Genomic DNA, 21387 nt, shown 5'->3' on the forward strand with positions numbered 1-21387 from the left:
CGTCTCTGATAACTGTTCAACGGATGAAACACCGCAGGTCGCGGAATGGGCAAAACAATTCGGATCTTTCCGATACCACCGTCAGGAAAAGAATATCGGAGGGGGACCAAACTTCTATTACTGCTCAAACCAACTGGCCACTGGAGAGTATTGTTGGCTCATAGGGGACGACGATTTTGTCAGGAAGGGGGCCATCACACGGATCGTTAGAATAATGAAAGACCATCCTGATGTCGATCTCTTCTTCACCAATCTGATGCATATAGACATAAATGAATTGAGCAAGTTCAAAGAACCGGTCAGCAGTGCCCATTTCCCTGATGATCTGAGACGGGATGGCAAGAACGAAAGGGAACAGATGCTTGATTCGTTTGATCAGCTGGTCGATCCCAAGATATCGAAGGTGGGCTTGTGCGCGGTCCAGACCTCGATATTCAGGAGGGGTCTGTGGGTGGAAGAGTCCAAGCACGTGACGACCTCAGAGTCCGACTTTAGCAATGTACATACCACCTATCCGCATGCGGTGATATTAGCCCGCACCATGAGAAACAGGAAGGTATTCTATGTAGGCGATCCCCTGCTCGTTGTGGGCGATGGGGCACGGGATTGGGAGAAAGAGTTCCCTGCGGTCCATATTATTCGGGCAATTGAACTGTTGGATCTCCTCGAGAGCCTCGGTATGAACCCGAAACTGATACATAAGGCCAAAGCCAATATTATCATGGAATATACACCATATATATTGACACTGTCCTTCATAAAAGTGGGTAAAGGATATAAATTCCTCAAGTACAGGGAATCATTGGCGCCCTACCTCGGATATAAGGAGTTCTGGCTATCATTCCTTCTTTTACCGATCTATCGGTTGCGCTATCTTATTTGAGGACCCCGGAAATCTCTGGCAGGACCGCCGCATATTTTGTTTGTCGGCCTCGACCGGCCAATTGAAGCAATGAATACGATATTTCGATCGTTGGAAAGAGACCTCGATACTGACGACCGGTTCACTTCTTACCGGTCAGTTCCTCGGACACATATCCGCCCATCTTCCTTACGTTCACAAGGTCGAGCATGTAACGGATGTCGTCCTTTTTCATCTCACCAGATGCGAAGAGACAGCCCCAGAAGACGACATATGAGACCCCGAACATTGCGATGAGCACGTACCATTGCTGTACAGCAAGCCCAACGCTCAGGATACCCAGTAGGGCGGTGGTTATGGCGAATACCACCGCATATAGCCCCATTCTTCGCTCGATTCTTGTCCCTGTGAGCTTGAGGACCGCGATTCTCGTTAGGATGAAGCCGACCAGCATCGAGATCAGATAGGCCAGGGATGCCCCCACGTAGGAAAGGCCTGGCAGATGTATGCCGAAGATCTCATTCGGTACAAGAAGAAACAGGCCGATCACGAAAGCGAAGAAATATATGACCGTGATCCTGAAGGAAACGTCCGGGCGGTTGACCGCCAGTATCTGGGAGGTGGCCGCGGCATTGAATATGTTCAACAAAGTGGCCAATGCCAACCATCTGAGGGAATCGCCCGCCAAGAACCATTCCTGGCCATACAGTAGGGAGGTCAAGTTCCCAGGGTATATCAGCAAGAACGCCACCATGGGGAAAGAGATCATCGCCACAAATCTTTCTGCCTGGACGGTGGTTCGACGGATGTCTTCCATCATTCCCTTCGAGAAATACTTGGAGAAGGTTGGGAACGTCAGTTGGCTGATCGCCAACCCTACCCCGCTGATTATCAGTATGAGCGCGAATCCCGACGAGTAGTATGCGACCTCGGTGTTGCCCCAAAAGGCTCTGATGAAGATCTTGTCGATGCTGTATGCCAGGGTTGTTATCACCATACTTACGATGAGGGGCAGGGCGAATCGGAGATAAGGCCGGAACAGGGTCGGCTTGGTCCAATGATATTCACCGGACCATATCAGTGCCAATGCCATAGAGAATACCGCTATTCCGGCCAGTGCATAGGAGATAGCGATTTCAAACTCGTTCCCTTTGAAGAGACAGACAATGATGATAATCGGCACCCTAATGACCGGATCGATGAGGAGGATCAACTGCGACTTGACCGCCTCGGTCCTTGCGGTAAACGTGATTGTTGCGATCAGGGAAAGATCGCACAGAACCTGATAGAGAACGAAGAGCGAGATGATCTCCAAATATTCCACGGTATAATTTGCGTTTCCGAAGACCATCATGACCAAGAGCAAAAAGGCGATAAGCGCCACCATTATGGTCGTCAAGATGACCTTGACCATGACGAATGTACTTACGCAATCATCGATGTCGCCACCCTCGGATATCTTTTTGATATGCGCACTGGAGAACCCCAGATCAGAGACCGCGTTTATCGCCGCGATGAGAGCCAAAATCCACGTGATGTCTCCGTAGATTTCCGTCCCTAGATACCTGGTGATGAAGAAGAGCCCGATGAACCCAAGGATCGAGGATACTATTGTGGTAGCGAATACCAACGTGGACTTTCTACCAATCAATTCTCTCCGACGGCGATTCCATTGTCTCTATTAATAGTTGTCCAGAATCAGGCAACTCTTTAACGGTCTGGCCCACTGCAAGTTTCAGATTGAGCTCGCATCTGATGATTGTTCTCATTACATCTCTTATTCATCTCTTTTGCTCTTCTCAGAGACGGTGGGTAGATGATTCTTATCAGGAATGGCTTTGAGATCCTGACAACCATTTTATTAAAAAGGCAATCAAGTAATATATTAATATCCAAAGTTCATTGGTTTGAAAGTGAACCATGCTCCTGGCACGGTAAATTCTGCAGATCTAGATGTGCCCATGGTCTCAATCATAATCCCAACATTCAATAGGAAAAAGGAGCTCCTCAGGCTCCTCGGGTCTATCGCCAAACTTGATTATCCGGTCTCCCGGCTTGATGTCATCGTGGTGGACGATCATTCCCAGGATGGGACGATGGAGGAGGTCAAGGTAACTTTTCCTAATGTGCGAACCTATCGACATGACAAAGAGCGTTGGGTATCCGCTGCAAGGAACACTGGGATCTCGAACGCCAATGGTGACTATCTCCTTTTCATTGATGATGATAATGTCATGGACCCGGAGTGTGTCAAGAATCTCATCTCAACCTTTGAGAACCCGGACAATGGAAAGGTTGGCCTCAGCGGGCCATTAATGTATTATCTGAAAAAGCCCGAAACGATTTGGTGCGCTGGAATCAGAAGGAATATGCTGACCTCCCAAACGACCTTTATCGGCAGGAATGAATTGGACGAGGGTCAATTCACCTCCACAACGGAGTCGGACGACTTTCCCAATTGCTTCATGATCTCCCGCGAGTCGTTTGCAGCCGCCGGACCATTCGACCATGTGAATTTTCCCATAAGCTATGAGGAATCTGATATCGCCCGCCGAATCAACAGGGCCGGTTTCAGGATCCTCTTTAATCCAGCCGCCAAAGTATGGCATGATATTGAACCACCCATGCCCGGCCAGGGCCGAAACCGGCTGTTCCATTTGGGAGGTCCCTTACGAGCATACTATATGGCCCGGAACCGTATCATTTTCCACCGCAAGTACTCCAATAGGAAGCACTTCGCCATTTTCGTTATTAGCTTCCTTTGGCTGTTCACCGTATTCTATTTGAGAATCATTTTGCTGAATTCAGACAAACGGGCAGGAGAAAGAATTCGTATCGCCTCAGGATATTTGAGAGGAGTAGTTGACGGCTTATCCAACCGGGTCGAAACGCCCCTCTGAGCGGGTGAAATACCGCCGAACCTGCAGTCACGACGAATTTGGATGAAACAAGAACAATGTGAATGGTCAATTTCGACAATGGGTCGCCGAACATATCTTCATTCTGAGCGTTTCTTATTCCTCCAGATGTCCAGAAGAATTTCCTCGAACGGGTAAAGGGTTTTCTCAAGCACGTGGAACACTCTACCCGCCTCAGGTTTCAGGATCGATATGGACTTCATTCGCCGGTAAATAGAAATGGCGCTCAAATTCGGCCTGACCTTGATGCCGTCGAAACGGTACGTGGCATCGTATAGGGTGAAACGATATTGGATTCCTCCAAGTAAAGCGAGGTTGTAATCAGACTCTGGACCCAGCCACAGAAAGACCCCTTTCTTGACGTGTCCATAATTATGGTTCTGGTGTATGACCATGTATCCATTTGTACCGTCGATTACCTTGATGCCTTTGTCCCGGGCATTGTATATCATCCAGTTGTCCCAACCAGCCCTTCCGACCAGGAACGCTGGCAACGCATTTAGGGTGCCTTTGCGGAAAACGAAATAGTCCATACCATCCACGTCATGAAGCTTTCCCGCCGTTGCGGTCATGCCTCGGAGTTCTTCCTCGTACTTTCCGGAGAAGTCGATCTCAGTGGTCAGGTCCAGATCCATCCGCTGCCCGACCAATAGGAATCTTTCATCGTTTATCCTGCCTACCCCTGCGGGAAAATCGTTCAGGAAAATTATGTCCGTGTTAGAATAGCAGAGGATATCGTTCTTGGCCATCCCTTGGACCTGGGAGAAGATCCCATCGAGATAGGGGGTTCCGAACTCGTTCTTCCTGATCTCGGAAATATGGATCGCCCCAACCTCTTCCGCCACTTCCGCTATACCCGCCTCGTCACCGAAGATGATGATCTCGCAGTGCGGGATGAGCTTTCTCCAGCTGCGCAAAGCATTCCGCTGGATTACACCATTATGCCCTTCAAATGGTTTCGGGATCGTGAAGAATGTGATCATTTCTCAAGGGGTAGAAATCCTGTATCCATTTAGTAGTTGTCCTGCCCAAACTAGCAGTGAGGGTTGACAAGATCTCCCTGCAGATCCCGATGCTCCCGATACCAATCGATGGTCTCCTTCAGACCGGTCTCGAAATCGGTCTTGGCCTTAAACCCGAACGCTTTCTCCGCCCTCTTCGTGTCCAGGCACCTTCTTGGCTGGCCATCGGGTTTGGTATGGTCCCAAATGATCCTGCCATCGAATTCGCACAGACGGCACACCAGCTCCCCAAGGTCCTTTATGCTGATCTCCCTCCCGGCCCCCAGGTTGACCGGTTCCGAGCTGTTATAATTCTCTGCGGCAAGCAGGATCCCTTCCGCGCAATCCTTGACGAATAGAAACTCCCTGGTGGCCTTTCCAGTCCCCCAAAGTTCGATGCTCTTTTTCCCCTTATCCTGGGCATCCACAACCTTTTTGATAATGGCAGGTATGACGTGTGAGGAGTCGGGATGGAAATTGTCCCTCGGCCCGTACAAGTTCACCGGCAACAGGTAGATGGAATTGTAACCGTACTGTTGCCTATAGGCCTGGGATTGGACCAGCATCATCTTCTTCGCCAAACCGTATGGAGCGTTGGTCTCCTCCGGATAGCCATTCCACAGATCCTCTTCCTTGAACGGCACCGGAGTGAACTTGGGATAGGCACAGATCGTGCCCAGAGCGACGAACTTCGGCACTCCGTTCCTTCGCGCTGCCTCGATCAACTGGATCCCCATGATGGCGTTGTCATAGAACAGTGTGGCCGGGTTCTTCATGTTGAATCCTATGCCCCCGACACTGGCCGCCAGGTGAATGACAATGTCCACCTCTTTCGTGGCCTTGAGGCAATTTTCCCATATCCTTAGATCAAGGGCCTTTGATCGGGGAATGACGATATCTTCCCGATTCACACCGAGGTTGTTGACCAGCTTTTCTGTGATATAGTGACCAACGAATCCTGCCCCTCCGGTTATAAGGATGGTCTTACCCGGCCAGAATCCCATTAGTCCACGCTCCAATATCGGTTCTTGAACTTGCTCTTCAGCACTGCGTCCCCTTTTCCAATCGGTTCCAGCCCTGCGGCACGCATATCCGCGTCCACCATTATCATGGCCAGTTCCTTGAACTTGACCTTAGGCTCCCATTTAAGCACCATCTTGGATTTGGTTGGCTCGGCTATCAGAACCTCAACCTCTGTGGGACGGAAATAACGCGGGTCGATGTCCACCCGGTCACTCTGGTCCAGTTCAGCATATTCAAATGTGAAATCGACGAACTCCTGCACTGAGTGGGTCTCACCAGTACCGATAACGAAGTCTTCGGCCTTCTCTTGCTGCAACATCAGCCACATGGCCTCCACATATTCGGGTGCGAAACCCCAGTCTCGTTTGGCCTTCAGATTCCCCAAGTATAGTTTGTCCTGCTTTTTTGATAGCATGGCTGCTATCGCGCGGGTGATCTTCCTCGTAACGAAGGTCTCCCCTCTCCGGGGTGACTCATGGTTGAAAAGGATTCCGTTGCAGGCGTACATACCATACCCTTCTCTATAGTTCTGGGCCATCCAGAAGGCGTACATTTTTGCACAGGCATATGGCGAACGGGGAATGAACGGAGTCTTTTCGCTCTGAGGGGGAAGGGCACCACCAAACATCTCACTGCTCGAGGCCTGGTAGTACCTAACTGATCTTCCGCTGCGGCGGATCGACTCCAGCATTCTTGTGGCACCCAACCCGACCACGTTTCCGGTGTACTCGGGTATGTCGAAGCTGACTCGTACATGGCTTTGAGCTCCAAGGTTGTAGACCTCGTCTGGTCGAGTGTTATAGATGATGTTGTTGATCATCTCGGAATCGGCCAGGTCACCATAGTGGAGATTGAGCCTCCTGTTCTGGGCATGAGGGTCCTGATAAATATGGCTGATGCGGGCAGTGTTGAAAGTACTGGCCCTACGGATGATACCGTGAACTTCATAGCCCTTGGAGAGCAACAATTCTGCCAAATATGAACCGTCTTGACCAGTTATACCAGTGATCAATGCCTTCTTCATCTTATTACCCCATCGATAAAGACAACGACATATTCAATAATAGATCTACAGTCAGCTATCGAATTGTCTGGGTCATTGTTTTATGATATGTAATATTATCGTTGGACTAAATCAAAAGGATCAGGACAGCGACCGTAACAAGCAAGAATCGAGCTCTCTTAGGCTTCAGGAGGGCATTTTCGATCCGCCTGCTGAGTAGATGGATCATGGATTCCGGAAGAGACAGGAATTTGGTTGATATCTGGTTTGCTAACATCTCGAAGCATCGGACTTTGAATCGGAGAATAGCCAAAGAATGTCCGCGCATATCGAATTTTGACAAAGGATTCGTAATCATAATATAATGTGTTGGTTTATCTGAGGTCAATCCAGATAAGTGGTACTAGGAAAATAATCATGATAGATACGGTTGACGTTTCATCACACAGGAGAGAGGGGCGCAACTCCACGGCTATGATCTCCGTGATAATGCCTGCCTTTAACGAAGGAAAAAAGATTAGGGCCAATTTGATCGAAGCAATAGACACCTTCCGCTCCCTCGGCCATCCTTTTGAGTTGATAGTTGTAAACGATGGAAGCACAGATGACACAGGTAACGACGTGCACAAAGTTGAATTGGAACATTCCGAGGTCATACTAGTTACCTATACCAGGAATGGAGGGAAGGGAAACGCGTTAAAAGAGGGTTGGAAATATGCGCATGGTGACCTGGTCACCTTCGTAGACGCCGACCTGGAACTTCACCCTAGACAATTGAACATGTTCCTTGATGAGATGGAAAAGAAAAGGGTCGACATTGTGATCGGCTCGAAGAGGCACCCGGAATCCATCATCCATTATCCTCTAAAAAGGAAGATTCTATCAAAATGCTACAATCTGCTTATCCGCGGTTTGTTCCAATGTAATCTGACTGACACGCAACCAGGACTGAAACTCTTCAAGAGAGAGGTCCTAGCAAAGGAATTTCCGAAGGTCTTCGTGAAGAGGTATGCCTTTGACCTCGAGCTGTTGCTTAATTCATTGAAAGATGGATACACGATCGCGGAAGTTCCGATCATGATAGACTATGTCAGAGAGAATGGCGGCAGGATCAAGCTCAAGGATGTGGGGAGGATCTACAAGGATACCATGGGCATCTTCTTTAGAATCAAATTGACCCATTTCTACGAGGCTCCAAAAAAGGAAATCGAGCCTTCTATCGAACCGACATCCTGCGCAAATGCCGATAAGATAGGAAACCAAACAATCCAATCACAAACAGTACCGAAAATGTAACTAGATTCGTAAGCATTTTCTGTGGTTGGTATTCGATCGTGACCTTCTCTGTTCCATTTTCAACGATGTATCCGTTGAAGAACATGTTCACGGACATATGTCCTGCCGTGCCATTTTCGGTGGTCATTATCCATTCAGGATCGTACCTTTCCGAGAACACCAGATAGCGTTTGTCACTTTCCACCATCAGTCCATGTCTGGTCGAACTGCCGATCGAATCGATCGGTATGAGCCCGTCCTGAATCTTCCAACTATTCTCTCTAAACAGCACGCGACCGAGGTAGATCGCGTCAACATTATAACCCAGATCGACTACATCTTTCAATGAATTGACCACCACGAACGCCATTTTGGAGACATTGTACCAACTCTCCTCTGTAAGATTCTTAACAGCCGGAATCCCCCCCACCACCGCCAGCATCTGGTTGACCTGGAGGAAATGTATGTCCCTCCATTCAGGATTTTCATATATCACCAATCCCTCAAAGGTCGCAACCTTCTTCAAGCCCACGTTCTTAAGACCGTTATCATACATCGAGAAGTTCGCCTTTGGAGCCGCCCACCAGGGAGGGGATTGCCCTTGAATGAATTCCCAATTCGCGTCTTCGTGGAGCATGACATATCGCACGTTCATGATGGAAAGCATCTTCGCAATATTCATGGTCGGTGAACTATTGACAATTTCGTTGGCCATGTTGACGAGCAATTCATTGGATTGACCAGGTTCGGAAACGATGACGACCTTGTCGAATATTGTTGAAAGAGGATCTCCCCCCCAATAACCATTCTCCCAGTTGTACGCGGCATAGCCTATTTGACAATAAGGAAGATTAAGTACCCGGAAGTCCCCAGAGCCATTATTCAAGAAATCGTTGGCCTGGTAATAATATTCGGGTACATGGATACGGGCTGAAGGGATGACTTTTCCCCCATCGAAAATAACCTGACCGGTGAAATACGGAACTGCGATCACTGAGAGCGCGAGCATGACGAGAACTGTCCAGGTCATCACCGCCAATGCCTTTGATGATATCTTACGGAATGAAAAGTCCTTCCTCTTAGGCCAGGAAACTGACCCGATGAGATAGGCCATGGAATAACCCAGGAGCAGAGCATAGCTTAAGGCCAGCAAAGGTCCGAAATGTTGGTATAGGCTCCGAAAGGCGTAAAGTAGGGGAAAAGCATCGAATAGTCCTTCCAATAGACCCCCTATGGGGGGAGTGAATCCATTGATCATTATTAGGCATAAAGCCGTGAAACCACCGAGAAGGAGTATGATGGGATTTCTTGGACGGATGAAAAATGCATAGAACGCGGTGATGGTGATGACAAGGCAAGAAAAGACAAACATGAAAGATGAAGCAAGTCCGGACCAAGAATACCAATGGTCTCCTAAATAGGTATGATACAAGGCCCAATATCCAGTCTGCAAAGCAGCGAGATAGATGGGGACGGAATTGGAATTCAACAGCTCCTCATTACTAACTCCTACCGAACTGACCCCTGCTTTGGCGAACTCCACGCTGGCGTTATTGAGGATCGAACCGAGCCAGAATACATTGACCATAAACCATAATATCATCAATATCGCGGCGAACTTGAGCACCTGTTTCCTTCTTTCCGATTTCTTGAAAATTAGGACCGCCAGGAGACCAAGGATGAAGATCCAGTCTATCATCGCGTTCACAGGATTCATGTATGAAGCGGATAAGAGTAGAGTCCACAGCAAGATGACCCCGAGAATATAGAAAGAACCTCGCCTTGTTCGTATCCCGAAAACCACCATCGCCGCGATCAGTGGCATGAAAGAGTAGGAATACCAATTGGAGGCCAATTGGTTCCAGAGAAAGGTCGATGCTATGGGTGAGAACATATAGAGGATGGATGCGAAGACCGCTCCATTCCGAAACCTTTCTTCGAATCCAAACGCCCGGTACAGCAGAAATATCGAGACCCCGGATCCTGTAAGGATAACGTAGAAGAGAAGATTCTGCGCATCATGGAGTGAGAATCCGATGAGACTCATTGCCGCATAGTACAGGTTTGTAGGTAGAATTCCGGAAACCGCCCGAGGATTTGCTATTCCTAATCCTCCATGCGGATCCCATAGCTGCAACGATTGAAACAACGTCTGTTCCGGTGAAAATGAAACATTATAATCAAACGCATCAATTACCAGATTGGACGAATACCAGGTGAAAACAACAAGTCCCAGTATCATCAGCAAAATAATTTCGATTAATTCGGTCTTTGTAAAATTGCCATTGATGAACCGAACTAACTTCCAATCGCGAAGTCGATTAAAAACCATTGACCCGTCTTGGTTTTCCGTGAGACATTTCATTATTTTCATGGATTAATAACTACCCTTCGAATTCACGATTGTGGAATGAATTCAAGCTCATTTTCGGAATTGCTCTCCGGTCTGCCGATACAGGTGAATTTTCTTATTAAAAGAGAACGCCATAGTCTCAGTCGATACGGAACAATCTCGCATGAGCTGCCCCCCATGCCAACAGACTCATCGATATTCTGTTGTTCAGGAATAACCCAAGAAACTATCATGTTTGTTTACCTGTTATTGAATCTCATTGAGAATTCATTCACTCTTATTATTTCCTTCAAAAAGATCAATGAATTCTCTAGCAGTGCGGTCCCAGTTGTATTCCTTCGCATCTTCTAGGGCATTCTTTGAGAGTTCGATTCTCTTTTCCTCCTGGCTAAGGAGAGACACAATGGTCTCCGCCATAGCAGTGGGATTTGGATCGCAAAGCAGCCCAGTTTTTCCATCCTTTATGGAATCGCGAAGTCCCGGGACCCGGTACCCGATCGCCGGTGTGCCCATGGCATTGGCCTCGGTGACGACCAGCCCCCAACCTTCTCTGACCGCCGGAACAACAATAACGTGGGCCCTTGAGACGAGCCTTGACTTCTCCTCTAGCTGAAGACGTCCATAGAAGGTGACATCTTTGACCTCGAGCTTCTTCAGTTTGGGTTGCATGTAGCCCATGCCTACCATCCACATTCGAAGGTCCGGCATCCTTGCCTTCGCGATCTGGAATGCTTTCAAGGCGTGGTCCGGAAGTTTCACCTTCTTGAATCTGCCGACGTAAATGATCGTAGGAATATTTTCCTTCTCCCCTACGGTCGAAAGCGGTTGGAAATCATATCCTTCATGGACCAGATGCAGCTTCTTGAAACCAAGAGCTCTCAAATCGTCCATGGTGGAGTTGGATACGGTAATGACGTCCATGTCAGCATATTTCTTTAACCATCTGTCCTCTAGGAAATGATTGCCGAAATAGCCTACAGGGAATGGAGTCTCATAATACCAAAATTCCCTCGCCAGCTGGTGAATCAGTGCAAATAGCTTTTCTCCCCGATTGACGAAAGTAGGGGCGTTGAATGGAATCGTGTTGATCTCGTCGACCACCACGTCAAACCTGTCAGAGTCTTTATAGAATTTCCGGGCGTGCCGGTAAACGGTGAACCGGTTGCCACCCCTGACTATCCTGACACCATCGATCTCTTCTTCCGGGAGGCATCCTTTAAAAGCGGCGGAGAATTGGGTTACTTGGTGACCCCACTTTACCCATCTTTTTTCTATCTGGTGGGTGAATTGTTCCGCTCCTCCGGCGTCTGGGTTATTGGGATCTCGCCAGTTAAACACCAAAATCTTAATCTGGTACTCCCCCTGAAGTGGAGAGGGATACATTCCTTGCCTATTAACGTTTTATCAATGTTGGCTGGAAGTCCAATCATCCCTTAAGGGATTATTTATTATATGTTATATATGAATATATTACATGAGGCTTCATTTAAACGATCCTTGCCGGAATCACGCCTCGAACATAGATTATGAATGCACCGAAGTCATTAATAACCCCAGTCCAAATTACACCCAGATTCGATATGAAAGGAATAATCCTAGCTGGCGGGAGTGGTTCTAGACTTTATCCCATGACGTCGGCTATCAATAAGCACCTTCTTCCCATCTATAACAAACCCATGGTTTACTATCCTCTTTGCACATTAATGCTGGCGGACATAAAGGAAATTCTGATCATTTCAACCCCCGAGGATATTGGAAATTTCAAGAATCTCCTAGGAGATGGAGATCGATTCGGTCTGAGCCTGAACTATGCCGTACAACCGTCTCCGGATGGCCTAGCTCAGGCGTTCATCATCGGGGAGGAGTTCATCGGATCGGACGATGTAGCAATGGTGTTGGGAGATAACATCTTCATTGGACTCGAAATGAAGGAGCGCCTGGATCTAGCCATTAGGAATGTGAAGAGAAATAAGGCCTCCATATTCGGCTTCCGGGTAAATGACCCTCAGAGATTCGGAGTAATCGAATATGATGAGAACGGATCGGTCGTCTCGATAGAAGAAAAGCCTAGGTATCCGAAATCCAACTATGCAGCGGCCGGCCTTTATTTTTATGACAACAGAGTGGTCGAGTATGCCAACATGGTAAGACCATCACACAGGAACGAGCTTGAGATTACTGATGTAAATAATCTGTATCTTCAGGAAGGGTGCCTGGAAGCGATCCGTTTGGACGATGGATTCATGTGGATGGATGCTGGAACGCCGGACGCTATGATAGAAGCCGGCAAATATGTCCAGACATTGGAAAAAGACCGAAATGTGCGGGTCGGTTATCCAGAGGAGATAGCCATCAACAATGGCTGGATCAACCGCCAGGATCTCGATGAGTTCTTTGCAAAATATGCTCACAGCGATTACGGAAAGTACATAACCAAGGTCCTTGAAATCAAGGAAGGCAAGGTTTGAGCGTTTTGAAACTCACTCCGATGGAACTAGATGGAGTCATCGTCATCGAGCCCGACGTACATTCAGACGAAAGAGGTTGGTTCTATGAAAGTTACTCGGTCCTCAAGATGAAGGGTATCGGCATAGACACGGTTTTCATTCAGGACAACCATTCCTATTCAGAGAAGAGGGGAGTCATCCGGGGACTTCATTTCCAGAATCCCCCGATGGTTCAAACAAAACTCGTGAGATGTACTAGGGGGTCGGTATTTGACGTGTGCGTCGACATTAGAACGGGATCGCCCAACTACAGCAAATGGGTAGGCGTCAGGCTTTCGGCGGCCAACATGAAACAACTATTCATCCCGGCGGGATTTGCACACGGGTTTGTCACCTTGGAAAATGGAACTGAGGTGCAGTATAAAGTGGACCGTCCATACTCCAAGGAACATGAGAGAACCATACGATACGACGACCCAACCCTCGGCATCGATTGGGGGATCGACGATCCCGTGCTCTCGGAAAAGGATTCAGTTGCGCCATCCCTGAAGGATGTTGAGAACGGACTACTATTTTCTGCCGAGAAACCAGGTCGGGTTGAATGATCTGAATTATCGAACCGAATTTCATGGATCGAACGACCGGCTACAAGGCCTAACTTTTTTATTGGTGTAATGGTTGTCTCAGACATTACATGGGACGCCATTCTCGGTTGTGCAGCAATCCGTTGCCTTTAGATAGATTCGAAATGTTTTGTCCATAAGAGCGAAGCCGCAATCTCAGGAAGATGGAAATGAAAATCTTGGTAACGGGCGGAGCGGGATTTGTTGGCTCAAATTACATTTTCCACATGCAAAAGAACCATCCGGATGTGGAAATTGTCTGTCTGGATTCGCTGACCTATGCTGCGAACATCAAGAACCTTGAAAATACCATCGGAACTAACAACTTCGTATTCATCAAAGGCAGTGTGACGGATCCAGTAACGGTAAATAAGGTCCTGAGGGAAGGGGCATTCGATGCGGTGCTTAACTTTGCCGCGGAGTCCCATGTCGACCGGTCCATATCCAACCCGGACATTTTCATGAACACCAACATCCTGGGTACACAGGTGCTGATGGATGAGTGCCGCAGGTTGGATATTGAAAGGTACCACCAAGTATCGACCGATGAGGTCTACGGAGACCTTCCTCTCCATAGACCAGACCTAAAATTTCGGGAAGATTCCCTCCTGCGTCCATCCAGCCCATATTCGGCAAGCAAAGCTGCAGCCGACCTCTTGGTTTTGGCCTATTATCGGACCTACGGTATCAGAACGACCATCGCGCGCTGCTCGAACAATTACGGACCGTACCAGTTCCCTGAAAAGCTGATTCCCAAAACGATCATGCTCGCACGGCAGAACAAGCCCATACCGATATTTGGAAACGGAGAGAACGTAAGGGATTGGCTTCATGCGGCGGACCATTGCAGCGCGATCGACCTGGTGGTCACCGCAGGTCGACCGGGTGATGTCTACAATATTGGATGCAACAATGAACGAAGGAATATAGACATCGTCCGGTTGATTCTCAGGGAGATGGGCAAAAGCGAGGACCTCATCCATTTCGTGGGTGACCGTCCAGGGCACGATCTGAGATATTCCGTGGATGCCAGCAAGATCAGGAAGGAACTGGGATGGCAGCCGGTCTATGAGTTCGAACAGGGCATCAAGGAGACCCTGGCCTGGTATATGAGCAACATTGATTGGATCGATGACATCGAATCGGGTGCCTACGGCAAGCACAACGACTCTTACAATAAGTGATCTGCTCTATGTTTTGAACGGTTGGTCCAACCCCCATATCAACATCTTATTAGCGAAGAGTTCCGATATGCCTCTCTCAATTACTGAGAGATGCGATTTCAGAGGTATCACCATGGAGAACGACAACATCGAGTTGCGCACAGTGAAGGAAGAGGACGTCAAGGTGCTGAAGAGCCTGGCCAAGATAAAGCACGAGATCATCGTGATGAGCGGGAAAGGGGGCGTGGGCAAGTCGACCGTTACCGTGAACCTGGCAATGGCCTTGGCGATGCGCGGATACGAGGTCGGGATCCTCGATGCCGATATCCATGGTCCGAACATCCCGAAGATGCTGAACATCGAGGATGCCCAGATCCAAGGAGATCAGGATGGTCTCTACCCAGTCGAGGTCACGCCTCACATGAAGGTCATGTCGACCGCTTTTCTGCTTGGCGATAAGGATACCCCGATCGTATGGAGGGGACCTATGAAGATGGGCGCCCTCCGGCAGTTCGTGGCAGATGTAAAGTGGGGAGAGCTTGACTTCCTCGTCGTGGACCTCCCACCTGGAACGGGTGACGAACCTCTCACGATCGCTCAGCTGATGCCTGAGGCGGACGGCGCGGTCATAGTCACCACCCCGCAAGAGGTGGCACTGCTCGATTCCCGCAAATCGGTGACGTTCGCAAAGGCCCTGAAACTTCCAGTTCTGGGCATCGTTGAAAACATGAGCGGGCTGATATGTCCGCACTGCGGCAAGGAGATCGACCTGTTCAAGAAGGGGGGAGGGGAAAAGGCCTCACAAGATATGGGCGTTCCGTTCCTTGGCAGGGTACCGATCGACCCGAGCGTGGTGGACAGCGGCGATGATGGAAAGCCGATCGTGCTGGCAAAGAGAGACTCCCCAGCCACCATAGCCTTCGAGGAGATAGTGGACAAGCTAGTGGCTGCCTCCAGGGAAAACGAGCAGAGAAGGAAGAAGTGATCGCATGAAGATATGTGTCACCGTCTCAGAGGGAAGCCTGGATGCCGAGATCGAGGAAGAGTTCGGACATTCCCCGCTATTCGTCTGCGTGGACCCGGATACGATGGCTTTCACCGTCCATGACAACATCTTGGAGGATACTGACATCGGTTACGGCATCCAAACCGCGGAGAACATCATCAAGCTTGGAGCGGATGTCGTGATCACCGGTTTCATCGGACCTCACGGGATCAAGAAGCTCACCTCCAAGAACATCAAGGTGGTAGCGGACGAAGAGGGCACGGTGAGGGAAGCGCTAGAGCGCTATAACCGGCGTCATCCGAAGACGCCGTAATCATCTGGCCGGGATTTCGATGTCAGACGGCGAAAAACGCCGTCTCAGACCCTTCCTTTTTGCGACTGTATTGCTTCATACTTTTTGTTCATGATGACTGGCAGGTTTATCTGCCGGGCTCGACAGCAAACGATGCCCAATTCCATAACGAAAACCGCTCCACGACGGACGACGTATTGATCGAACAACATGATTCAACCGTTAGGAATTGCTGGCAGAAAAATGTAGAGGGTTAAATATGACCGGCTGCAATCTTTCCAATGGAAATGCAAACGACAACTGACGATTCCTAGATACGTTGTTTGTCCATAAATGCTTGCTTTAGAAATTATTGCTACGAATTTCGTTGATTATTTTCGTTGTATCGACAATTATCGTAGAGTAGCTGAATAAACTATAAGTACAGAACTTCGAAATTGTGCAGGTCATGCGGGACTCATTCCCCAGCCCGGAACGAAGGAAAAAGAGGCGTAGACTGGCCGACGCCGACTACCCGCCCACAGGCGGAAGGATAGACAGGGCGAGACGGATCCAATATCCGCCGATATGTTCGGTGGACAAGGCTACCGTGGTTTGGATAGAAGGACGATCTGGCCAAGGACCGATCGGAAGGAGGATGCAACAATGACCAGTCACATCCTGTTGCCGACGGACAGCTCCCTGCCTGCGCTCGTCGCCACCCTCAAGGCGGTGGAGATGGCAAAGGCAAGCGGCTCCACGTTGGTGGTGCTCAATGTCATCGAGCAGATGCCGTCGATCGAGCTCGAGCGCATTTCCGAGGACAAGGCATTGAGACGATGCGAATCTTGCGACGGAATAGCGTTCGCCAAGGACCAGGCGGCGAAGGTCAATGTCCCACTGATGACGATCTCTCGGGAAGGAGCGGTCACCGGAGAGATCCTGAAGGCGGCGGACGAGTACAAGGTGACGACAATTGTCCTGGGAACATCGAGCCCGTCCGGCCTCAGCGCACTTTACCTGGGTGACGTAGCGGCGGCCGTGGGGAAGATGGCGAAGTGTTCCGTGGTCATCGTCAAACCGACGGAGGCCGAGGTGAAGTCGGTCCTCGAGATCGTGAACAGGACCAATGGAAAAGGCAAGCCATCCGTGCAGACGGTGGATAGCATCACCCATACGAAGCAGTTCAGAGTAGGACTCTGGCTGTTCGCCGGGTTCAGCGTCCTGTACCTGGTGTTCACGCTCCTGGGCACCTACGGAAGGAACATCATGGGAGAGCACACGCTCGGAGTGAACGTGGGGATAGTCTTCGGGATGTTCATCATCCTTTTGACCATAGTCATGGCAGTGATGTTCAACTGGTACGCCGGCAAGAAGGAAGCGGAGGGATGAACGATGGCATCAGCACTCGATACCACCAGCTTCAAGCCATTAGCGTTCGCCATGTTCGTCGTGATCATCATGATCACCCTGGCGATCTCCGTGTATTTCTCCCGGCGGGTCCGTACTGCGGGTCACTATTATGTTGCCGGAGGCGGAGTCAAGTGGTTCGTCAACGGCATCGCCTTTGCCGGAGACTACCTTAGCGCAGCGTCCTTCCTGGGAATAGCTGGATTGATCGCCTTCAGCGGGTTCGACGGTTTCATGTACGGGATTGGGTTCCTGGCCGGATGGATAGTAGCACTGTTCCTCATAGCGGAGCCGCTCCGGGTCATGGGCAAGTACACCTTCGCGGACGCGCTGGTGCACAAGTTCAAGAGCAAGCGTGTCCGGCTCGCGGCGGCGATAAGCACGCTCATCGTGAGCGTGTTCTACCTGATACCGCAGATGGTCGGTGCGGGGACTATAGTGCAGCCTCTGCTGGGATTCTCCTATGAATGGGGGGTCCTGATCGTCGGAGGCATCGTCATATTGATAGTGGCCACAGCTGGAATGGTCTCCACCACCTGGGTACAGTTCATTAAGGCGATCCTGCTCCTGATAGCCGCGATAGGGCTGACCATCGGTGTCCTGTTCGCGGTAGGGATGGATCCGATAACGTTTATCGGGCACTTCATCTCCAGCGGAGCGGCGAACCCGGCCACCGGTAACCCCAACGCCTACAGCGGGGACACGTTCATGTCGCCTGGACTGAAGTACCACGATCCGTTGGACTATGCCTCCCTGGCACTGGCCCTGATACTAGGTACCGCCGCGCTGCCGCATATCCTGATACGGTACTACACTGTCCCGAAGCCAGCCGATGCCAGGAAGTCGACGGTCGTAGCGATAATAGCCATGGGCGTGTTCTATGTCCTGATACTGTTCCTCGGTCTGGGAACGAACTACTTCGCAGGCCAAGGGGCCTTCCTGGTGACAGACTCGAACCTGGCGGCTCCTACGCTGGCGAACTATATCGGCGGGGAGGTGTTCTTCGCGCTGATATCATCGATAGCGTTCGCGACCATACTCGGTACGGTCTCAGGCCTGATCATGGCTGCGGCGGGCGCGATAGCCCATGACATATACACCGAGATCATGGGCAAGAAGTCCTCGGAGAAGGCCGCGCTCAGAGTGTCCAAGATAACAGCGGTGGCCGTGGGACTGGTGGCGATTGTACTGGGCATCATAATGAAAGGCCAGAACGTGGCCTTCCTGGTGGGATTGGCATTCGCCATCGCGGCTTCGGCGAACATACCGGCGCTGATATGTACTCTGTACTGGAAGAGGGCCACGGAGAAGGGCATCGTGATGGGCATATTCGTCGGACTGGCCCTGTCACTGGTGCTGATAGCGGCCAGCCCCACAGTGATGGGGTCGGGAGCTTTCTTCTCCCTGAACAACCCGGGTATCATCAGCATACCGGTCGGGTTCGCTACTACGATCGGGGTTTCCCTTCTGGACAAGAAGAAGTATCCGGAGCCCGTGCCAGTCTGACAGTGTGGACAAACCCTTTCATTCCTTTTTCTTTATGATTTTCCAGAACAGAATGATTTCCGTTATGGAATGGATCTTTTTCGGGCTGATAGGACCGATAGGATTGTCCGAAAACGAAATAGGAAGGGGTTTACAGTTTCAGGCCGGGCATTTCCAACCGTTTCGGGTCCGGCTTGGCATTGGGAACGATCGGGTTGGGGCCCAGGTCCCTTATCTTCTGAACATATTCCTCAATGGTGGTCCGGTATTTCTCCGGCTGCTCCTCATCGACAAACTCGATCAAGAAGCGGTCCTCATCGAATCCCAACTGCTGCAACACGATCTTCAGGAGTGTCATCCGCTTGCGGGTGCGCAGGTTGCCGACCTCGTAATGGCAACGGCCGGGGGATCCAGCCAATATCAGTACGCCATCCGCCCCGCTGGAAAGGGCCTTGAGCACCCATTCCGGGTCCACCCGCGCCGAACACATGACCCTGATGGCCCGGAAGTGGACATCGGTGCCGAGGCGCTTCAACCCGGCGGTGTCGGCGGCGGCATAGGAGCAATGGTGGCATGAGAAGACCAGTATGTTCGGGAATGTCCTCTCTTCCCTAGAATTGCGCAGGGCGGTCTCGATCTCGGCCACAACCTGGGCGTTGGAGAAACAGGTCTGGTCCATGGCGGCCGTGGGACAGGCGGAAACGCAGGCTCCGCAGCCCTCGCAGGCCTTCGGGTTGACGGTCGCCTTTCTTTTCCCGCCTGCTTCCGGATCCTCCGCGACCCTGATGGCGTTGACGTTGCAGACCGCCTCGCATACTCCACATCCAGTGCATCTGACCTTATTAACGATCGCGACATTTCCTTTCTCTGAAGGGAACTGGTTGCGCAGCTTGGCCACCGCCATCAAGGTCATGTCGACGGCCTTTTCGGTCTGGAGCTCCTTTTGGCTCCAGTGGATCCAGGAGCACTGCTCGCGTATGTTGGACATCTCCAGCATGCATTTGTCCAGGCCTCCTTCCTCCACTGCCTGCTGGAAATCCTGCAGGTAGAGCCGAGGAGAACAAGCTGAGACCACGACCCTGTCCAACCGTTCGTCCCTGACGGTTTTGGAAATGGTCTCCCTTGATGATTTGGAACAGAGGAAATCATGAATGCTGGTATGAACGACACCGGACTCTGACCTTACCGAGCTCGCGATCACTTCGGTTTCAATATTGTTTTCGATGTCCCCACCGCAGCGGCAAACGAATACTCCTATTCTCTGACCAATGGACTGATCCAAAATTCTCTCCTCCGCAAATCGATGCAAGTATTGATGGGGGCCCGGATATTAATCTTCCTCAATATTTGGCGTCTAATGAACGAAACATCGTGTCCCAACCGTTCATCTGATGGAATTGGTCAGGTGACATTTCCGGAGTCAAGCTCCGTCAGCCTCATGTCCTCAAGGCCGGCCCGGAAAGGCATCATGGACATGTCCAGCTGCGCCTCGATGTTCTCAACGTTCAGGCAGGTGTTCCTCGCCCTCTTGGCCAGTAGATTCGCATCTTCCAGCATGTGCGGCTTCATCAGATCAGTGTCCAAGCCGAACACATCGGCAATGACCATGCCCATTTGATAACGACTGAGACAATCGGGACCGCTGGTATGGAAAAGTCCCTTGAGGCCGCGCTCGGACACCTCCATCAGGACCTTAGCGCAATGAGGCGCATAGGTGGCGGTGACGAACTGGTCCTTGAATAGCTTGACCTCGTTCCCTGCCCTGACCGAGCGGATCACCCAGCTCACGAAATTGTCCTTGTCGGTAAGTCTGTTCCATCCATAGAGCACTGCTACCCGGCAGACGGCATTATGTTTCGATGAGTCCATCACCAAACGTTCGCCCTCCAGTTTGGTCTTGGAATAGATGCTGAGCGGATCAGGGTTCTCGAACTCGTAATATTTTGAGCCTTTGAACCCGTTGAAAACGTAGTCGGTGGACACGTACAATAAGGAGGTTCCGCTGGACTTGCATGCCTGGGCTACGTTCATTGTGCCTTCAACGTTCACCGAGAAGGCGGCCTGAGGTCTCCTTTCACATTCATCGACATTGGTCATGGCCGCTGGTAGAAGGACACGGTCAGGCATTTCAAGGGAAAAGAAAGAATCAACGGCATTTTGGTCGGTCATGTCCAACGATACCGCCTTACCTCCCGGGCTGGGCTTTCCCCCTTTGTAGGTTGATATGACCTCATGACCTCGGGACAATGCCTCATCGACCAAATACTGGCCCAGCAGACCGGATCCCCCGATGATCGCTACCTTGCTCACAAATGAAAGATTGTTGACCGGATACATATCGGTTGCGAACTCCTCTGACCATCGAGAACTCCTGGGCAAACAGCACTGGGCATTGGGCGCGCACGTGGATGTGGGAGTACCATGATTCTTCAGCAGGAATATGCTTGGTCATTGATCCTTAACCTGAAGGGATTCCCTTTTGTTGAGGTTGATGAGCGGTCAATATATCTTAATTCGACATAGTTGACCTCACGACCGACAGGAAAA

At 50.4% G+C, this 21387-nt stretch carries 19 protein-coding genes; 11 read left to right on the forward strand and 8 right to left on the reverse strand.

Translation table 11 applies throughout. The features are described 5' to 3' along the window. On the forward strand, positions 1-883 hold an 883-nt coding region (locus VGK23_03545; GenBank protein ID HEY3419604.1), incomplete at its 5' end, for a glycosyltransferase. 121 nt (positions 884-1004) lie between these two features. Here VGK23_03545 and VGK23_03550 read toward each other — a convergent pair. Further along, the gene (locus VGK23_03550) at positions 1005-2513 is read right to left on the reverse strand and encodes an oligosaccharide flippase family protein (protein ID HEY3419605.1); all 1509 of its coding nucleotides are present in this window, start codon (positions 2511-2513) and stop codon (positions 1005-1007) included. 262 nt (positions 2514-2775) lie between these two features. Here VGK23_03550 and VGK23_03555 point away from each other — a divergent pair, with 262 nt between their 5' ends. Next, the gene (locus VGK23_03555; protein ID HEY3419606.1) at positions 2776-3762 is read left to right on the forward strand and encodes a glycosyltransferase family 2 protein; all 987 of its coding nucleotides are present in this window, start codon (positions 2776-2778) and stop codon (positions 3760-3762) included. A 98-nt stretch (positions 3763-3860) separates the two neighbouring features. On the opposite strand, the gene VGK23_03560 is transcribed toward VGK23_03555, so the two are convergent. From VGK23_03560 to gmd, 3 genes are all read right to left on the reverse strand, one after another. Further along, entirely contained in the window at positions 3861-4697 is an 837-nt protein-coding gene (locus VGK23_03560; protein ID HEY3419607.1) for a hypothetical protein, read from the reverse strand. Between the two features lie 116 nt (positions 4698-4813). Continuing rightward, positions 4814-5785: a GDP-L-fucose synthase gene (locus VGK23_03565; GenBank protein ID HEY3419608.1), complete on the reverse strand. Its 972-nt coding sequence runs from the start codon at positions 5783-5785 to the stop codon at positions 4814-4816. After that, a complete protein-coding gene (gene gmd / locus VGK23_03570; GenBank protein HEY3419609.1) occupies positions 5785-6828 on the reverse strand; it encodes a GDP-mannose 4,6-dehydratase in 1044 nt (347 codons plus the stop codon). Before gmd ends, VGK23_03565 begins: the two co-directional genes overlap by 1 nt. Positions 6829-7176: 348 nt before the next feature. On the opposite strand from gmd, the gene VGK23_03575 reads away from it, so the two are divergent. Beyond that, a complete protein-coding gene (locus VGK23_03575; protein ID HEY3419610.1) occupies positions 7177-8103 on the forward strand; it encodes a glycosyltransferase in 927 nt (308 codons plus the stop codon). Here the strand turns inward: VGK23_03575 and VGK23_03580 are convergent. After that, positions 8024-10447, reverse strand: coding sequence for an alpha-(1->3)-arabinofuranosyltransferase family protein (locus tag VGK23_03580; GenBank protein ID HEY3419611.1), 2424 nt, complete (start codon positions 10445-10447; stop codon positions 8024-8026). The genes VGK23_03575 and VGK23_03580 overlap by 80 nt on opposite strands. Positions 10448-10702: 255 nt before the next feature. Beyond that, a complete protein-coding gene (locus VGK23_03585) occupies positions 10703-11818 on the reverse strand; it encodes a glycosyltransferase family 4 protein (GenBank protein ID HEY3419612.1) in 1116 nt (371 codons plus the stop codon). 197 nt (positions 11819-12015) lie between these two features. Between VGK23_03585 and rfbA the strand changes: the two genes are divergently transcribed. From rfbA to VGK23_03625, 8 genes are all read left to right on the forward strand, one after another. Then, positions 12016-12903, forward strand: a complete 888-nt coding sequence (gene rfbA / locus VGK23_03590; GenBank protein HEY3419613.1) for a glucose-1-phosphate thymidylyltransferase RfbA — start codon at positions 12016-12018, stop codon at positions 12901-12903. Next, positions 12900-13487 (forward strand): dTDP-4-dehydrorhamnose 3,5-epimerase, encoded by a 588-nt coding sequence (rfbC, locus tag VGK23_03595; GenBank protein HEY3419614.1) that lies wholly within the window; start codon positions 12900-12902, stop codon positions 13485-13487. The genes rfbA and rfbC overlap by 4 nt, the downstream gene beginning before the upstream one ends. A 188-nt stretch (positions 13488-13675) precedes the next feature. Continuing rightward, positions 13676-14689: a dTDP-glucose 4,6-dehydratase gene (gene rfbB, locus VGK23_03600; GenBank protein HEY3419615.1), complete on the forward strand. Its 1014-nt coding sequence runs from the start codon at positions 13676-13678 to the stop codon at positions 14687-14689. Between the two features lie 112 nt (positions 14690-14801). After that, on the forward strand, positions 14802-15653 hold the full coding sequence (locus tag VGK23_03605; protein HEY3419616.1) for an Mrp/NBP35 family ATP-binding protein: 852 nt from the start codon (positions 14802-14804) through the stop codon (positions 15651-15653). Positions 15654-15657: 4 nt separating this feature from the next. Continuing rightward, positions 15658-15987 (forward strand): NifB/NifX family molybdenum-iron cluster-binding protein, encoded by a 330-nt coding sequence (locus VGK23_03610; protein HEY3419617.1) that lies wholly within the window; start codon positions 15658-15660, stop codon positions 15985-15987. A 427-nt stretch (positions 15988-16414) separates the two neighbouring features. After that, positions 16415-16615 carry a hypothetical protein gene (locus tag VGK23_03615; protein ID HEY3419618.1) on the forward strand — a complete coding sequence of 67 codons (201 nt, stop codon included), beginning with the start codon at positions 16415-16417 and terminating at the stop codon, positions 16613-16615. Beyond that, positions 16612-17337 carry a universal stress protein gene (locus VGK23_03620; protein HEY3419619.1) on the forward strand — a complete coding sequence of 242 codons (726 nt, stop codon included), beginning with the start codon at positions 16612-16614 and terminating at the stop codon, positions 17335-17337. Before VGK23_03615 ends, VGK23_03620 begins: the two co-directional genes overlap by 4 nt. 3 nt (positions 17338-17340) lie before the next feature. Then, positions 17341-18861 (forward strand): cation acetate symporter, encoded by a 1521-nt coding sequence (locus VGK23_03625; protein HEY3419620.1) that lies wholly within the window; start codon positions 17341-17343, stop codon positions 18859-18861. 130 nt (positions 18862-18991) lie between these two features. Here VGK23_03625 and VGK23_03630 read toward each other — a convergent pair whose 3' ends face one another. Then, positions 18992-20122 (reverse strand): hydrogenase iron-sulfur subunit, encoded by a 1131-nt coding sequence (locus VGK23_03630; GenBank protein ID HEY3419621.1) that lies wholly within the window; start codon positions 20120-20122, stop codon positions 18992-18994. A 119-nt stretch (positions 20123-20241) separates the two neighbouring features. Next, positions 20242-21150 carry an SDR family oxidoreductase gene (locus VGK23_03635; GenBank protein ID HEY3419622.1) on the reverse strand — a complete coding sequence of 303 codons (909 nt, stop codon included), beginning with the start codon at positions 21148-21150 and terminating at the stop codon, positions 20242-20244. Positions 21151-21387 lie beyond the last annotated feature (237 nt).

Source organism: Methanomassiliicoccales archaeon, assembly GCA_036504055.1.
GTDB lineage: Archaea > Thermoplasmatota > Thermoplasmata > Methanomassiliicoccales > UBA472 > DASXVU01.

Excerpts from the sequence above, each read along its gene's own strand:
- rfbB (HEY3419615.1), top strand. The coding sequence starts at position 13,676 with ATGAAAATCTTGGTAACGGGCGGAGCGGGATTTGTTGGCTCAAATTAC.
- VGK23_03605 (HEY3419616.1), top strand. The coding sequence starts at position 14,802 with ATGGAGAACGACAACATCGAGTTGCGCACAGTGAAGGAAGAGGACGTC.
- VGK23_03585 (HEY3419612.1), bottom strand. The coding sequence starts at position 11,818 with ATGTATCCCTCTCCACTTCAGGGGGAGTACCAGATTAAGATTTTGGTG.
- VGK23_03615 (HEY3419618.1), top strand. The coding sequence starts at position 16,415 with ATGCGGGACTCATTCCCCAGCCCGGAACGAAGGAAAAAGAGGCGTAGA.
- rfbA (HEY3419613.1), top strand. The coding sequence starts at position 12,016 with ATGAAAGGAATAATCCTAGCTGGCGGGAGTGGTTCTAGACTTTATCCC.
- VGK23_03620 (HEY3419619.1), top strand. The coding sequence starts at position 16,612 with ATGACCAGTCACATCCTGTTGCCGACGGACAGCTCCCTGCCTGCGCTC.
- VGK23_03565 (HEY3419608.1), bottom strand. The coding sequence starts at position 5,785 with ATGGGATTCTGGCCGGGTAAGACCATCCTTATAACCGGAGGGGCAGGA.
- gmd (HEY3419609.1), bottom strand. The coding sequence starts at position 6,828 with ATGAAGAAGGCATTGATCACTGGTATAACTGGTCAAGACGGTTCATAT.
- VGK23_03625 (HEY3419620.1), top strand. The coding sequence starts at position 17,341 with ATGGCATCAGCACTCGATACCACCAGCTTCAAGCCATTAGCGTTCGCC.
- VGK23_03580 (HEY3419611.1), bottom strand. The coding sequence starts at position 10,447 with ATGAAATGTCTCACGGAAAACCAAGACGGGTCAATGGTTTTTAATCGA.
- VGK23_03610 (HEY3419617.1), top strand. The coding sequence starts at position 15,658 with ATGAAGATATGTGTCACCGTCTCAGAGGGAAGCCTGGATGCCGAGATC.